This window comes from Stenotrophomonas sp. AG209, assembly GCF_003550055.1.
Classification (GTDB): Bacteria; Pseudomonadota; Gammaproteobacteria; order Xanthomonadales; family Xanthomonadaceae; genus Stenotrophomonas.
Map to the genome: position 1 here is coordinate 202,182 of NZ_QXDB01000005.1, position 14,319 is coordinate 216,500.

Consider the following 14,319-nt stretch of genomic DNA (forward strand, 5'->3'; position numbering starts at 1 on the left):
TTGTGCTGACTGTGTATGGTGCGCCCGGAGAGATTCGAACTCCCGACCGCCTGGTTCGTAGCCAGGTACTCTATCCAACTGAGCTACGGGCGCGCGGTACACAATCAACTTACTGCCTAATTTTACTGCATTTCCAGCGGCGGATGCTGGAAACCTGTCGAGTGGTGCGCCCGGAGAGATTCGAACTCCCGACCGCCTGGTTCGTAGCCAGGTACTCTATCCAACTGAGCTACGGGCGCCCTGCGACAGGAGCGGAATTATGCGGATGTCGGCGCGCACCGTCAATAGTTTTGTGAAAATTTTCATCCAACTGAATGAAAAAGCTGTCAGCCACGGCGTCCGGGGCCTTCAGCCAGGCGAAATGATCGGCGCGCGTCCCCAGTTCCTGCGCGGACAGCACGCGCAGCTGCGCGTCCACATTCGGCAGTTTCGCCAGCAACGTCTGCATCGATCCGGTCGGTGCCAACCAGTCGTGCTCCATCAGCACCGCCTGCGCGCTGCCATGCACGCGCGCCATCTGCGCATCGAGGTCTTCGTCCATGCCAGCCGCGGCGTAGTGGTTGTTCAGGCCCACGCGCGCCCAGTCGGCGATCAGGCCGCGCGCTTCGGTGCCACCGAAGCCGAGGCGCCGCCCATGCAGCACGCCCTGGCGCTGCGCGATCCACGGCAGGAAGCGGTAGACCAGCGGCAGCAGCCAGCCGCGCGGTGGCGGGAAGCCACGCCAGAACGGTGAGCCACTGGCCGCCAACCACAAGCGGTTGAAGTGCTGCGGATTGCGGCCGGCATGCACGCAGGCCAGCTGACCGCCGAGGCTGTGGCCGCCGATGATCCAGGGCAGGGCGCCGGCCTCATCATCCGCCGCGACAAGCACCGCCTGGCTGGTCGGTAGATCCTGCTCCAGTACTTCGCGATAGCCCCAGTCCTGCGAGCGCGACGGGCGCAGCGAGCTGCTGCCGTTGCCGCGCCACTCGTGCAGGTACACCGCCACGCCCTTCGCCGCCAGCGCCTGCGCCAGCGGCAGGTAGTGGCGCGCGGCCACGCCCAGCGCCGGCAGCCACAGCAGGCGCGCGACGGGCTGTGCGGGCACGCAGGCAATCACTTCATAGCGATGGTCATCAGTGCACTGCACGGCAATGACGTCCGGTGCGAGGCTCATGCGTGCGGTGCCGCGCCGAAGTGATCCAGCACCAGCACCTCGCTGCGGCCGGGGGCATAGCCCTGCTGCAGGCCGCGTGCAACGTAGTCGATGCCGGCTTCGCAGGCGTTGGCCAGGCTCAGGCCGTTGCACAGCTGCGCGGCGATGGCCGAGGCGAGCGTGCAGCCTGTGCCATGTGCGTCTAGCGGCAGGCGGGCGTGGATGAATTCTTCGCTGCTGACGCCGTCGAAGTAGCGGTCGATCACGCGGTTGCCTTCCTGCAGGTGGCCACCCTTGAGCAGGACTGCGCCGGCACCGAGGTCGAGCAGGGCCGAGGCAGCCTGTTCGGCGTCATCGCCGTTGCCGATCTTCCGTCCGACCAGCAGCTCTGCTTCCGGCGTGTTCGGGGTGATCAGCGTGGCCAGCGGGATCAGGCGCTCGCGCATCGCCTGCAGGGCGCTGTCTTCCAGCAGGCGTGCGCCGCTGGTGGCCACCATCACCGGGTCCAGCACCACGTGCGGCGGGCGATGCTTTTCCAGTGCGTCGGCAACGGTGTTGATCACCTCGGCGTTGGCCAGCATGCCGAGCTTCACCGCGTGGATATCGAAGTCGTCGAAGCAGGCGTCCAGTTGCGCGCGCAGGAAATCGATCGGCGGCACATGCACGGCGATGACGCCTCGGGTGTTCTGTGCGGTCAGTGCGGCGATCGCGGAGAGGCCGTGCACGCGATGCGCTGCAAAGGCCTTCAGGTCGGCCTGGATGCCGGCGCCGCCGCCGGAGTCGGAGCCGGCGATGGTGAGGGCGGATACGGGAGTGGTCGGGCTCATCCAGCGATTGTGCCGTGGTCCCGCTGGGGAAGGTAGATCCACGCCATGCGTGGATGTCCTTGATTCAATGCCGCCATCGCGCCCATTGCTGGTACAGCACATAGCCCAGCCCGGTCAGGCCCGTCAGCAGGGCCGGGGCGAGCAGGGCGTCGTACTGCCAGCGCATGAACAGCCAGGCGCCGATCATGCCGCCGGCGAGGAAGCCGCTGATGATCAGTCCGCTGAGGGTCAGTCGTCGCACCTGCAACGGCAGTCCGCGCAGCAGGTGGCCGAGGCCGATGCCGAGATCGGTGAACATGCCGCTGAGGTGGGTGGTGCGCACCACCGCGCCACTGAAGGTGGTGGCCATTGCATTCTGCAGGCCGCAGGCCATGGCGGCGGCCAGGGCGCCCCAGATCTGGTGCCGTTCGAACAGCGGAATGGCCACCAGCAACAGAGCCGATTCCAGCGCCAGTGCCACGCCGTAGCGGCGGCCCAGCTGCAGGGTGCTGTCCTGGATCAGCAGGCCGCTGAGCATTGCCCCCAGCGAGAACGCGATCAGCAGGCCCCACAGGTGGCCAACCGCGCGCCAGTCACCCTGGGCCAGTGCCATGCCGAGCTGGCTGGTACTGCCGGTCATGTGGCTGACCGCCTGGTGCTCGAAGCCGAGGAAGCCGACCACGTTGACCATGCCGGCCACGCACGAGAGCGCGACCGCACCGATCCAGACCCAGGTGGGCAGGCGTATTCCCATCGGCGGTGCCGCTCAGGGCCCGCCGAGGCCGCCGTTGAACTGCAGCTCGCTGAAGGTGTTGCTGGCCGGGTCGAACACCGCGCCCCAGAACTGCGCGCCGCCATCGCAGACGCGGATCGCTTCGCGGGCCGGATTGATGCCGCTGTCGTCGGGCAGGTGGAAGGCGTTGATGTAGATCAGCCGTTGGCCTGCGCTTTCGATGCCGACGTACTGGCGGTCAAAGTCGAGCACCTTCGGCACCTGGGCTTCCAGCGAAGACAGTTTCGCTTCCAGCTGGTCGACCTGTTGCCGGCTGGGCGCCCAGTAGCCGCTGACCCGCCCGGCCTCGCGGCCGGGGCTGGGCCGCGAGCAGGTGTCGAGCACCTGCGCGGCAATGATCGGGCGGGTGACCACCCAGGACTGGCCGGTACGCTCGGCGGTCGGCACGCTGGCCGGGCCGCGCGTGGTGGTGCAGGCACCCAGGGCGGCTGCGAGCGCGATCGCAGCCGTGGGCAGCAGCAGGCGGGTGCAGCGGTTCACAACACCTCCGAGGCGTAATCGGCCAGGCGCGAGCGTTCGCCACGACGCAGGGTGATGTGCGCACTATGCGGCCAGTTCTTGAAGCGATCCACCGCGTAGGTCAGGCCCGAGGTGGTCTCGGTCAGGTACGGGGTGTCGATCTGCTCGACGTTGCCCAGGCAGACGATCTTGGTGCCGGGGCCGGCACGGGTGATCAGCGTCTTCATCTGCTTCGGGGTGAGGTTCTGCGCCTCGTCCAGGATCAGGTAGCGCGACAGGAAGGTGCGGCCGCGCATGAAGTTCATCGAGCGGATCTTGATGCGGCTGGCCAGCAGGTCGTTGGTCGCCTGGCGCCCCCACGTGCCGCCTTCCTGGTTGTGCGTGAGCACTTCCAGGTTGTCGGTCAGTGCGCCCATCCACGGCGTCATCTTCTCTTCCTCGGTGCCGGGCAGGAAGCCGATGTCCTCGCCGACGCTGACCGTGGCGCGGGTCATGATGATCTCGCGGTAGCGCTGCTGGTCCATCGTCTGCGCCAGGCCGGCGGCCAGCGCCAGCAGGGTCTTGCCGGTGCCGGCGGTACCCAGCAGCGTGACGAAGTCGATCTCCGGATCCATCAGTGCGTTGAGCGCGAAGTTCTGTTCTCGGTTGCGTGCGCTGATGCCCCACACGGCGTGGCTGCCGTGGCGGAAATCATCGACCAGTGACAGCACCACCTTGCCGTCGCCGACCACGCGGCTGACGCGCAGCTCGACTTCATCTTCGCCAGGCAGGTAGACGTACTGGTTCGGGTACCACTCCTCGCCATCCTGCGCCAGGATTTCGTAATGCGTGCGGCCCTTGTCGCTCCAGCTGCGCAGGTCATCGCCGTGGCGCTTCCAGAAGTCTTCCGGCAGCTCGGTGGCGCCGGTGTAGAGCAGGCTGAAATCGTCCAGCGCGCGGTCGTTCTCGTAGTCCTCGGACACGATGCCGGCGATGGCGGCCTTGATCCGCAGGTTGATGTCCTTGGAGACGAACACCACCGGCAGGTCCGGGGTTTCTTCCTTCAGCGCCAGGATCGCGCCGAGGATGGCGTTGTCCGGGATGACCTTGCCGAAGCTCTTGCCGGCGTCGAAATGGCTGGTCTGGAAGCGCAGCTTGCCGGCGCTCTGCTTGCCGCGCAGCTGCAGGCCATTGGGTCGCTGCAGCGGAATGCCGTCGGCCAGGTTGTCCAGGCCGGATTCCTGCACCAGCTCGTTGAGGAAGCGGCTCACCTGGCGGGCGTTGCGGCTCGCTTCGGAGGTGCCCTTCTTGCCGTTGTCCAGCTCCTCGATCACCTGCATGGGCAGGTAGACGTCGTGCTCCTCGAATTTGAACAGCGCGGTGGGATCGTGCATCAGCACGTTGGTATCCAGCACGTAGATGCGCTTGCCTCGGGTCATCGTCGATTCCTGGTTACGGACAGGGAAAAACCACCACGGCCTGCTGCGGGGCAGGGTGATGGCAGACACAGTAGGCAGTGGGACTCACTTGGACTGGGAGGCCTTCAGTTCGGCGAGAACGGCATCGGCATGACCTGCAACCTTGACCTTGCGCCAGGACTGCACGATGCGGCTGTCGGGGGAAATCAGGAAGGTGCTGCGTTCGATGCCACGTACCTGCTTGCCGTACATGTTCTTCATCTTGATCACGTCGAAGGCGCTGCACAGCGCTTCGTCGCCATCGCTGACCAACGGGAAGTTGAAGCCCTGCTTGGCACAGAAGTTGTCGTGCGACTTCACCGAATCGCGCGAGACGCCCAGCACGACCGCGCCGGCCTTCTTGAATTTCGGCAGCAGTGCGTTGAAGTCGATGCCTTCGGTGGTGCAGCCGGGGGTGCTGTCCTTGGGATAGAAGTACAGCACCAGCCAGTGGCCGACGTAGTCGCCGAGAGTGGCCTGTTCGCCACCGGACAGCGCCAGCGGCAGGGAGAGGGTGGTGCTGTCCAGGGTATCGCCGTTGTTCATGAGGTCCTTCTGTCGAGCCTGGGTTCTTTCCAAGACAATTGCATGAAACGCCACGCGCCCGTGAGAGGCGCGCGAAAAAATCAGGAATTCATTCAGAACTTCATCGGGTCCATGATCGCGTCCAGGTTCAGGTGGTCGCAGAACTCAAGGAAATCGTCGCGCAGCGCGGCGATGTGCATGTTGGCCGGCACGCCGATGGTGACCTGTGCACTGAACATTTCCGCACCGGTCTGCATGGCGCGGTAGCGCGTGCTCTGCAGGTTCTCGATGGTGATGCCCTGGCGGTCGAAGAAGTCGGCCAGCTGGAACAGGATGCCCGGCTTGTCGGCGGCGATCACTTCGACGATGTACGGCAGCAGGTTGGACTGCGCCTGCTTGGCGGCGGTGCGGTACCAGACCAGCTTCAGTCCTTCCTCGCGCTCCAGCCGGGTCAGCATCGCCTCGAGCTTGGCCACCGAGTCCCAGGAGCCGGTGGCCAGGGCGGTGACCGAGACATCGCGGCCGACCGTGGCCAGGCGTGCGTCCACCAGGTTGCAACCGCTGTCGGCGATGCGGCGGGTGACGGACAGCAGGGGGGACTCCGGATGCGTCGTATAGGCGTTGATCAGGAGGTGGTTTTCGCTCGGCGCGGGGCGCGGGGTGGTGTCGGTCAAGGCGATTCCGGGTAATGCATGCGTTAGTCTGAATGCCCGCCAGAGGCGGGGATCCACCGGTGTCCAGCATACTTGCCCGTGCTTTCGCGCCGCAAGTAACATTCAGGTCGCCCCCAGCCTTTCGTGGCGGGCGTTTCCCTTTCCAGCCAAGAGCAGCACGTCCTTGTCCCTTTCCGGCCTCATCACCGCGCTGGCGACCCCGTTCCGGGCCGACGGCGCCCTCGATCCCGATGGTTGGCAGCGCCTGCTGCACCTGCAACTGGAGGGTGGCGTCCATGGCGTTGTCGTGGCTGGCTCGACCGGCGAAGCGGCGACCCTGACCGATGCCGAGTACGACCAGCTGCTGGCCAGCGCGGTCGAACGCATCGGCGGCCGCATTCCGGTCATGGCCGGCACCGGCCTGTCGGGCACCGCCAAGACCATCGAACAGACCCGCCGTGCCGCCGCCCTTGGCGCCAGCCACGCGCTGGTGGTCACCCCGCCGTACGTGCGGCCGACCCAGGCCGGCCTGATCGCGCACTACCGCGCGGTTGCCGACCAGGGCGGGCTGCCGGTCGTGCTGTACAACGTGCCCGGCCGTACCGGCTGCGACATGCAGCCGGAGACCGTGGCCGAACTGGCCAGCCATCCCAACATCGTCGGCATCAAGGAGGCGGTGGGTGACACCGGCCGGGTGCAGGCGCTGCTTGCCCTGCGCAGTCCGCAGTTTGCCGTGTTCAGTGGCGACGACGGTACGGCGGCGCGCTCGATCCGGGCCGGCATCGATGGCCTGATCTCGGTCGGCTCCAACGTGCTGCCCGGCGCCTACCGCCGGATGTGCGAGCTGGCTGCCGCCCACGACCACGAAGCCACCGGGTCCTGGGATGCGCGCCTGCAGCCGTTCCATGATTTCTGCGGCGTTGAGCCGAACCCGATTCCGGTCAAGGCGTTGCTGCGCCGTATCGGCATCGGTCACGACCTGCGCCTGCCGCTGCTGCCGCTGTCGGCGGCGCACCATCCGGCGGCCGATCATCTTGCCGGCGACATCGCCGCCCTCGAAGCCCTTTCCAGCCACTGACCTTCCGTCTTGGTCTGACCCAGGAGATTCACATGCGTCAATCCGTATCCACCGTCCGCGTGCTGTCCTACGCCCTGCTTGCGGTGGCCGTTGCCGCCGGCACCACCGGCTGCTTCAAGCGTGGCGTCAAGGGCGACTACGCCCTGGCCCCGGAAATGCGTCCGCTGGAAGTGCCGCCGGACCTGAACCTGCCCAACGCCACCAGTGACAACAAGGTGCCGACCCTTGCCTCGGCGACCAAGCCGGCGGCCCCGGTGGCTGCGGCCCCGGCCGTGGGCAACACCGGTTTCACCATCGCCGGCGGCAAGGACGAGGCTTTCGCCAAGGTCGGCACCGCGCTGGAAGGCGTGGAAGGCGTGACCATCGCCAGCCGCGCGCAGCTGCTGGGCTCGTATGACGTGGCCTACGAAGGCAGCAACTTCCTGGTCCGCGTGGTCGCCGTCGATGCCGGCGCCTACATCTCCGCGGTCGACCCGCGTGGCCTGCCGGCCACTGCAGAAGCGCCGGTGAAGCTGATCGCCGCACTGAAGGCGAAGCTGGCCCAGTAAGGGCGGGTCGGGTAGGGGCCAACCTTGGTCGGCGCTTCTGTGCCAACCAAGGTTGGCACCTGCCGAGAACAAAAAAGGGCGCCATGGGCGCCCTTTTTCGTTGCCGCAGCGGGCGCTTCTCAGCGCTCCAGCAGCTTCAGCTTGTCCGGCTTGCCGTCCCATTCGCCGGCGTCGGCGGGCGGGTCCTTGCGCACGGTCAGCACCGGCCACTCCTTCGCCAGCTCGGCGTTGAGGGCAACGAAGCCCTCCTGGCCCGCAGGAACATCGTCCTCCGGGAAGATTGCATTGACCGGGCACTCCGGCTCGCAGAGGGTGCAGTCGATGCACTCATCCGGGTCGATCACCAGGAAGTTCGGGCCTTCGTGGAAGCAATCCACGGGGCACACTTCCACGCAATCGGTGTGTTTGCACTTGATGCAGTTTTCGGTGACGACAAAGGGCATGGGCTTGGGGGTGGATCGATTCCTGAACCCGCCAATTCTAGAACAGGTTGGCCCCCGGTGTCGGCGCGGGACGGAAAACGGGCGTCTGGCAGGCGCGGCCGTGGCGGTCATTGGCGGCACGGCAGGGCCTGTGCGACGCTGCGCGGCAACCGGTCCTGGTGGCCGGGCTCCCTTCCCAGCAGGATCATCCATGTCCCAAGCCCAGTCCGGCACCGCCTCCCACGGTGGTGAAAACACGGCGTTCATCGTCCTGATCAGTTGCGTGGCCACGCTCGGTGGTTTCCTGTTCGGCTTCGACAGTGGTGTCATCAACGGCACGGTCGATGGCCTGCGCCAGGCCTTCAACTCCAGCGAGGCGGCGCTGGGTTTCGAAGTCGCCTCGATGCTGCTGGGCTGCGCGATCGGTGCATTCCTGGCCGGCTGGTTGGGCGACCGCCTGGGGCGCCGTGGTGTCCTGATCGTGTCCGCGCTGATGTTCCTGGTCTCGGCGCTGGGCGCCGGGGCGGCCCACGCGTCCTGGCTGTTCATCGCGGCCCGGGTGCTGGGCGGCTTTGCGGTGGGGGCGGCCAGCGTGATGTCTCCTGCCTACATCGCCGAAGTCGCCTCGGCGCGCTATCGCGGCCGGCTGGCCACGGTGCAGCAGATGGCGATCATCTGCGGTTTGTTCGCGGCCTTCCTCAGCAATTACCTGCTGGCCCGCGCCGCCGGCGCCTCGACCGAGCCCTTGTGGCTGGGCCATGAGGCCTGGCGCTGGATGTTCTGGATGCAGGCGCTGCCGTCGGGGTTGTTCCTGCTGCTGTTGCTGGTGATCCCGGAAAGCCCGCGTTTCCTGGTGCTGAAGGGCCGCCAGGCGCAGGCGAGGGCGGTGCTGTCGCGGCTGTATGGCGAGGCCGCTGCCACGGCCAAGCAGGCCGAGATCGAGGCCAGCCTGTCCCAGGACCAGCACAAGCCACGCTTCAGTGATCTGCGCGACAAGGTCACCGGCAAGCTGCGCCCGATCCTCTGGGTGGGCATCGGCCTGGCCATGTTCCAGCAGCTGGTCGGCATCAATGTGGTGTTCTACTACGGCGCGGTGCTGTGGCAGGCGGTGGGTTTCTCGGAAAGCGATGCGCTGCTGATCAATGTGCTGTCCGGCGCACTGAGCATCGGTGCCTGCCTGCTGACGGTGCTGCTGATCGACCGCATTGGTCGCAAGCCGCTGCTGTGGGTCGGCTCGGTCGGCATGTCGGTGGCGCTGGTGCTGATGGTGGTGGCATTTGCCAGCGGCAGCCTGGTCGATGGGCGCCTGCAGCTGTCCGATGGCATGGGGCGGCTGGCGCTGGTTGCGGCCAACGTCTACGTGGTGTTCTTCAACATGTCCTGGGGCCCGGTGATGTGGGTGATGCTGGGCGAGATGTTCCCCAACCAGATCCGCGGCCCGGCGCTGGCCGTGGCGGGGGCCGCGCAGTGGACCTCGAACTTCGCGATCACCGTGACCTTCCCGATGCTGCTGGCCGGCATCGGCCTGGCTGGCGCCTATGGCATCTACGCGGTCGCCGCGATCCTCTCGATCTTCTTCGTGGTCCGCTGCGTGCGCGAGACCAAGGGCAAGGAGCTGGAGCAGATGGAAGGCTGACGTCGCCTGGCTTCGGTTGCATTCCGTTGGCGCCTGGTTGTCCCGAGTTTGAGGGGGCAGGCCGCCCTCTCCAGGACACGCAAAAGCCCATCCATGGTGCTCGATGGCGCCATCCATGGCGCCAACGGTCCTGGAGAGGGCGGCCTGCCCCCTCCTGACAGTTTCATGGTGCGTGCGGACGCGGCGAAGCGCTGGTCGGTTGTTGCCGGGGTTCGCGGGAAACCGTCCGGAGCCGGTGGGGTCACCCAGGGCGGGACCGTTGGCGCCATGGGGTGGGCGCATGCGCCCGACGGGTTGGGCAGGAGCCCAACCCCGGTCTTGCCGTGTGCGCAGGACAGCGCACGCGAGCAAGGCGCCATCGAGCCCCCATGGATGGGTTCACGGCGTGTCCTGCCCTGGGTGACCCCACCGGCTCAAGCCGATTGCAGGGAAGCGCCGATGCGACCAACCCGACCGCAGTCACTGCAATCCCGGAAAACAGAAAAGCCCGCACGAGGCGGGCTTTTTCGGTTCCTGCTGCGGCGACTGGCGCTCCCTAGGGGACTCGAACCCCTGTTTTAGCCTTGAGAGGGCCACGTCCTAACCACTAGACGAAGGGAGCGTAACTGTGTCGCTGCCGAGGCAGGAGCGCTAGTATATGCACCTCGATGCCATTGGGCAATCCCGAAACTTCAACCGGAAGCGCCAACATCATTTCCTCTGCTACATCACCGTTCAGCCTGCGCGTCATCCCGCGCGACCAGCACACGATCTCCCGCAAGGACATCAGCCCGAACGCCCTGCGCGTGCTTTATCGCCTGCGCGATGCCGGCTTCGGCGCCTACCTTGTCGGCGGCGCGGTGCGCGATCTGCTGGTCAATGGCCAACCCAAGGATTTCGACGTGGCCACCGACGCCACGCCCGAACAGGTCAAGCAGCTGTTCCGCAACTGCCGCCTGATCGGCCGCCGGTTCCGCCTCGCCCATGTGGTGTTCGGCCGCGAGATCATCGAAGTCGCCACCTTCCGTGCCAACAGCGATGACGGCAGCGGCGACCGTGAGATGGAAAACGGCATGCTCGTGCGCGACAACGTGTACGGCACCATCGAAGACGACGCCATCCGCCGCGACTTCACCTGCAACGCCCTGTACTACGCCATCGAGGACTTCTCGGTGCGCGACTACACCGGCGGCTTCGAGGACGTGCAGGCGCGCCTGATGAAGCTGATCGGCGACCCCGAGCAGCGTTACCGCGAAGATCCGGTGCGCATGCTGCGTGCGGTGCGCCTGGCGGCCAAGCTCGGCTTCCAGATCGAAGAGGGCACTGCCGCACCGATCCCGCACCTGGCCGGCCTGCTCAACGAAGCCGCGCCGGCGCGCCTGTTCGAGGAAGTGCTCAAGCTGTTCCTGTCCGGGCATGGCGTGGCCAGCTTCGAAGGCCTTGAGCGTTACGGCCTGCTCGACGTGCTGTTCCCGGAAAGCGCCAAGGCGCTGAAGGCCAACCGCACCGGCGCGTTGCGCCGCATGCTGGTCGAGGGCCTGGCCAATACCGATGCACGGGTGGCCAACGACGAACCGGTGTCGCCGGCGTTCCTGTTCGCGCTGCTGCTGTGGCCGGCCTTCTGCCGCGCACAGGCGACCCTGCTCAAGCAGGGCGTGGCACCGGAAGAGGCGCAGCGCCGCGCCGCCGACCGCGTCACCGTGCAGCAGTTGAGCACCATCGCGCTGCCGCGCCGCTTCTCGCTGCCGATGCAGGAAATCTGGCTGCTGCAGTCGCGCTTCAGCTCGCGCCAGCGCAAGCGCGTGTTCCGTACCCTGACCCATCCGCGCTTCCGTGCCGCGTTCGATTTCCTCAGCCTGCGTCAGGTGGCTTCGTCCGAACATGCTGCCGATGTCGAGTTCTGGCGCGAAGCGCAGGCGCAGTCCGGTCGTGAGCTGGAGTCATCGCTGGATGCGATGCACAGCGAAGAAGGGGATGACGAGAGCGGGGCGCCGCGCAAGCGCCGTCGTCGCCGTCGCCGTCCCGGTGCCACGGCCGGTGCAGCGGGCGAGTAAGCGATGACCCTTGCCTGGATCGGCCTCGGCGCCAACCTTGGTGACGCGGCCGCCACCGTCGGCGCGGCGATTGCCGCGCTGGACGGCCTGCCCGGGACCCGCCTGCGCCAGGCCTCGCGGCTTTATGCAACGCCGGCCTGGGGCAATGAAGACCAGCCGCCGTTCGTCAATGCGGTGGCCTCGGTCGAAACGACGCTGCCGGCCGATGAGCTGCTGCAGGCGATGCTGGCACTGGAGCAGGGTTTTGGCCGCGTGCGCGATCCGGCGATGCACTGGGGGCCGCGCGCGCTGGACCTGGACCTGCTGCTGTATGGCATGCAGGTACTCGATCAGCCCGGCCTGCAGGTGCCGCATCCGTACCTGCACGAGCGTGCCTTCGTGTTGGTGCCGCTGGCCGAAATCGCGCCGGAACTGACAATTCCTGGCCATGGACGCGTGCAGGATGCAGTGATGCGGGTCGATGCCTGCGGGATCGCGCCGATAGGGTGATAATGACCGGGTTATCTCCCCCGGTTATCAGCACATGAGCACCCACGCAGACAGCAAGCCCTGGACCGTTCCCGCCCTGGCCGAGGCCAAGCGCAATGGCCAGAAGCTGGTCATGTTGACCGCCTACGACGCCGGCTTCGCCCGCACTTTCGACGCCAACGGCGTTGACCTGATCCTGATCGGCGACTCGCTGGGCATGGTCGTGCAGGGCCATGATTCGACCCTGCCGGTAACCGTGGCGGACATGGTCTACCACACCCGCGCCGTGGCCCGCGTGCTGCAGCGTGCGCTGCTGGTGGCCGACCTGCCGTTCGGCGCCGACGCCACCCCGGAGCGCGCGCTGGATGCCTCGTTGCAGCTGCTGCAGGCCGGTGCCGAGATGGTCAAGATCGAAGGTGCCGGCTTCAAGGTCGACATCATCCGCTACCTGGTGGAGCGCGAGATTCCGGTCTGCGCGCATCTGGGCCTGACCCCGCAGTCGGTGCTGCGCCTGGGCGGCTTCAAGATCCAGGGTCGTGGCGACGCCGCGCGCCAGCTGGTGGAAGATGCCAGGGCCGTGGCCGCTGCCGGCGCCAGCATCATGGTGCTCGAATGCGTGCCGACCCCGGTCGCTGCCGAAGTGACCGCTGCGGTGGATGTGCCGACCATCGGCATTGGTGCGGGCCCGCAGTGCGATGGCCAGGTGCTGGTGCTGCACGATTTCCTTGGCCTGGACAGTGGCCATCGCCGTCCCAAGTTCGTCAAGGATTTCCTTGCCGAAGGTGGCTCGGTGGCCGGTGCCACCCGCGCCTATGCCGACGCGGTGCGCGACGGCAGCTTCCCCGACGAACAGCACGCCTACGCCCAATGATCCAGACCTTCAACGAGCTCGGCGCACTGCGCGAGCAGATCGCCCAGTGGAAGCGCGAGGGGCTGCGCGTGGCGCTGGTGCCGACCATGGGCAACCTGCATGGGGGCCACCATTCGCTGGTGACCCTGGCCCGCCAGTACGCCGACAAGGTGGTGGCGAGCATATTCGTCAACCCGACCCAGTTCGGCCCCAACGAGGATTTCAGCCGCTACCCGCGCACGCCCGAGGCCGACGTGGCCGGGCTGGAGCAGGTCGGCTGCGATGCCGTGTGGCTGCCCAGCGTGGAGGCGATGTATCCGCTGGGCGTGGACAGGACCACGCGCATGCACGCGCCGGGTGTCAGTGAAGTACTGGAAGGCGCCAGCCGCCCGGGACACTTCGATGGCGTGTGCACGGTGGTGGCGCGCCTGTTCCTGCAGGTGCAGCCGGACGTGGCCGTGTTCGGCCGCAAGGACTACCAGCAGCTTGCCGTGATCAAGCAGATGGTGGCCGAGCTGTCGTTCCCGATCCAGATCGTCGGTGCGGAGATCGTGCGGGACGAGGATGGCCTGGCCAAGAGTTCGCGCAACCAGTACCTGAGCGCCGAACAGCGCCCGGTCGCGACCACCCTCCACCGCACCCTGATGGGGATGCGCGAGGGCTACGTCGCGGGGCAGGCGCGCGAGCGCATCGAGGCCGATGCCACCGCTGCGCTGCAGGCCGCCGGTTTCCAGGTCGACTACGCCGTGCTGCGCACTCCGGAACTGGCCGAGCCGACCTTCGACGGCGGTGGCCGCGTGGCGCTGATTGCCGCGCGGCTGGGCACCACCCGCCTGATCGACAACCTGGAGTTCTGAGCCGCATGCGGCTCCGGGGCGCCCGCAATGGGCGCCTCTCACATCCCACGGACGGGAGACTGGACATGACACCCCGCACCACTGACGCCGGCCGCCTTGCCCAGGCCTCGATCTTCGCTGTACTGGCTGCCGGCATGCTGCCGGCGCAGCTGTTCGGCGGCCTGCTGTTCGCATTGGACCTCGGGCGTACGCCGGTGCCGGCCCTGATCGGTGGCGGGCTGATGTTCGTACTGGCGGTCTGCAATGCCATTGCCGTGCTGTTGCCGATGGCGCTGATCCTGCAGTCTCAGCAGCGCCTGCGCCGGGTCGGTTTCGTCCTTGTGGGGTTCGGCCTGGGCGCGCTGGCCATGGCCACCTGTGCCTGGCCGGGCGACGACAGCGGCCCGCTGCTGCAGCGCCTGCGCTACATCGACACCTTCGACGTGATCAGCTATGGCCTGTCAGTGCTGGCTGCCGGGGGGTTCGGTGCGGTGGCCGGCTGGGCGTTCCATGCGGTGTTCCGCCTGTCGCTGGCAGGTAGCGTTGGCCCCATGCCGCCAGCGCTGCCGGGCGAGGGCGCCTGAACGGCCTTCAGCGTCCTGCTGCAGCCCCCTGATGACGGCCAAGCGGGTGCTAGAATC

16 protein-coding genes and 3 tRNA genes are annotated in these 14,319 nt (G+C 67.1%); 8 read left to right on the forward strand and 11 right to left on the reverse strand.

The features are described 5' to 3' along the window. Positions 1-16: 16 nt before the first annotated feature. The 9 genes from DFO63_RS19945 to DFO63_RS19985 all read right to left on the reverse strand — a co-directional run bounded on the left by DFO63_RS19945 (position 17) and on the right by DFO63_RS19985 (position 5,828). A tRNA-Arg gene (locus tag DFO63_RS19945) sits at positions 17-93 on the reverse strand. Between the two features lie 69 nt (positions 94-162). Continuing rightward, positions 163-239, reverse strand: a tRNA-Arg gene (locus DFO63_RS19950). Then, positions 230-1,156, reverse strand: coding sequence for an alpha/beta fold hydrolase (locus DFO63_RS19955; protein WP_119007665.1), 927 nt, complete (start codon positions 1,154-1,156; stop codon positions 230-232). The genes DFO63_RS19950 and DFO63_RS19955 overlap by 10 nt, the downstream gene beginning before the upstream one ends. Next, positions 1,153-1,962, reverse strand: a complete 810-nt coding sequence (thiD, locus tag DFO63_RS19960) for a bifunctional hydroxymethylpyrimidine kinase/phosphomethylpyrimidine kinase (RefSeq protein ID WP_049447179.1) — start codon at positions 1,960-1,962, stop codon at positions 1,153-1,155. Before thiD ends, DFO63_RS19955 begins: the two co-directional genes overlap by 4 nt. Positions 1,963-2,026: 64 nt before the next feature. Beyond that, complete coding sequence (locus tag DFO63_RS19965) at positions 2,027-2,695, reverse strand: YoaK family protein (protein WP_049447181.1); 669 nt, start codon at positions 2,693-2,695, stop codon at positions 2,027-2,029. 12 nt (positions 2,696-2,707) lie between these two features. Beyond that, positions 2,708-3,214: a hypothetical protein gene (locus DFO63_RS19970; RefSeq protein ID WP_049447183.1), complete on the reverse strand. Its 507-nt coding sequence runs from the start codon at positions 3,212-3,214 to the stop codon at positions 2,708-2,710. Further along, positions 3,211-4,611, reverse strand: coding sequence for a PhoH family protein (locus DFO63_RS19975; protein WP_010484287.1), 1,401 nt, complete (start codon positions 4,609-4,611; stop codon positions 3,211-3,213). Before DFO63_RS19975 ends, DFO63_RS19970 begins: the two co-directional genes overlap by 4 nt. 84 nt (positions 4,612-4,695) lie before the next feature. Beyond that, entirely contained in the window at positions 4,696-5,175 is a 480-nt protein-coding gene (locus DFO63_RS19980; protein WP_049447186.1) for a peroxiredoxin, read from the reverse strand. Between the two features lie 92 nt (positions 5,176-5,267). Further along, positions 5,268-5,828, reverse strand: coding sequence for a glycine cleavage system protein R (locus DFO63_RS19985; protein WP_005409051.1), 561 nt, complete (start codon positions 5,826-5,828; stop codon positions 5,268-5,270). Between the two features lie 163 nt (positions 5,829-5,991). Between DFO63_RS19985 and dapA the strand changes: the two genes are divergently transcribed. Together dapA and DFO63_RS19995 are read left to right on the forward strand one after the other, a co-directional pair. Continuing rightward, positions 5,992-6,885, forward strand: coding sequence for a 4-hydroxy-tetrahydrodipicolinate synthase (dapA, locus tag DFO63_RS19990; protein ID WP_049447188.1), 894 nt, complete (start codon positions 5,992-5,994; stop codon positions 6,883-6,885). A gap of 32 nt (positions 6,886-6,917) precedes the next feature. After that, positions 6,918-7,433, forward strand: a complete 516-nt coding sequence (locus DFO63_RS19995) for a hypothetical protein (RefSeq protein ID WP_006432432.1) — start codon at positions 6,918-6,920, stop codon at positions 7,431-7,433. A gap of 119 nt (positions 7,434-7,552) precedes the next feature. Here DFO63_RS19995 and fdxA read toward each other — a convergent pair whose 3' ends face one another. Next, positions 7,553-7,876 carry a ferredoxin FdxA gene (gene fdxA, locus DFO63_RS20000; RefSeq protein ID WP_005409054.1) on the reverse strand — a complete coding sequence of 108 codons (324 nt, stop codon included), beginning with the start codon at positions 7,874-7,876 and terminating at the stop codon, positions 7,553-7,555. A 190-nt stretch (positions 7,877-8,066) separates the two neighbouring features. Here fdxA and DFO63_RS20005 point away from each other — a divergent pair, with 190 nt between their 5' ends. Beyond that, positions 8,067-9,491 carry a sugar porter family MFS transporter gene (locus tag DFO63_RS20005; RefSeq protein WP_119007666.1) on the forward strand — a complete coding sequence of 475 codons (1,425 nt, stop codon included), beginning with the start codon at positions 8,067-8,069 and terminating at the stop codon, positions 9,489-9,491. A 526-nt stretch (positions 9,492-10,017) separates the two neighbouring features. Here DFO63_RS20005 and DFO63_RS20010 read toward each other — a convergent pair. Continuing rightward, positions 10,018-10,092 (reverse strand) — tRNA-Glu (locus DFO63_RS20010). A gap of 52 nt (positions 10,093-10,144) precedes the next feature. Here DFO63_RS20010 and pcnB point away from each other — a divergent pair. The 5 genes from pcnB (at position 10,145) to DFO63_RS20035 (ending at position 14,262) form a co-directional block, all read left to right on the forward strand. Further along, entirely contained in the window at positions 10,145-11,524 is a 1,380-nt protein-coding gene (gene pcnB, locus DFO63_RS20015) for a polynucleotide adenylyltransferase PcnB (RefSeq protein ID WP_119007667.1), read from the forward strand. 3 nt (positions 11,525-11,527) lie between these two features. Continuing rightward, entirely contained in the window at positions 11,528-12,013 is a 486-nt protein-coding gene (gene folK, locus DFO63_RS20020) for a 2-amino-4-hydroxy-6-hydroxymethyldihydropteridine diphosphokinase (RefSeq protein ID WP_014036788.1), read from the forward strand. Positions 12,014-12,047: 34 nt separating this feature from the next. Further along, positions 12,048-12,863, forward strand: coding sequence for a 3-methyl-2-oxobutanoate hydroxymethyltransferase (gene panB / locus DFO63_RS20025; protein ID WP_004153072.1), 816 nt, complete (start codon positions 12,048-12,050; stop codon positions 12,861-12,863). After that, positions 12,860-13,699 (forward strand): pantoate--beta-alanine ligase, encoded by an 840-nt coding sequence (gene panC, locus DFO63_RS20030; RefSeq protein WP_049447197.1) that lies wholly within the window; start codon positions 12,860-12,862, stop codon positions 13,697-13,699. The genes panB and panC overlap by 4 nt, the downstream gene beginning before the upstream one ends. A gap of 65 nt (positions 13,700-13,764) precedes the next feature. Beyond that, on the forward strand, positions 13,765-14,262 hold the full coding sequence (locus DFO63_RS20035; protein ID WP_049447199.1) for a hypothetical protein: 498 nt from the start codon (positions 13,765-13,767) through the stop codon (positions 14,260-14,262). Positions 14,263-14,319 lie beyond the last annotated feature (57 nt).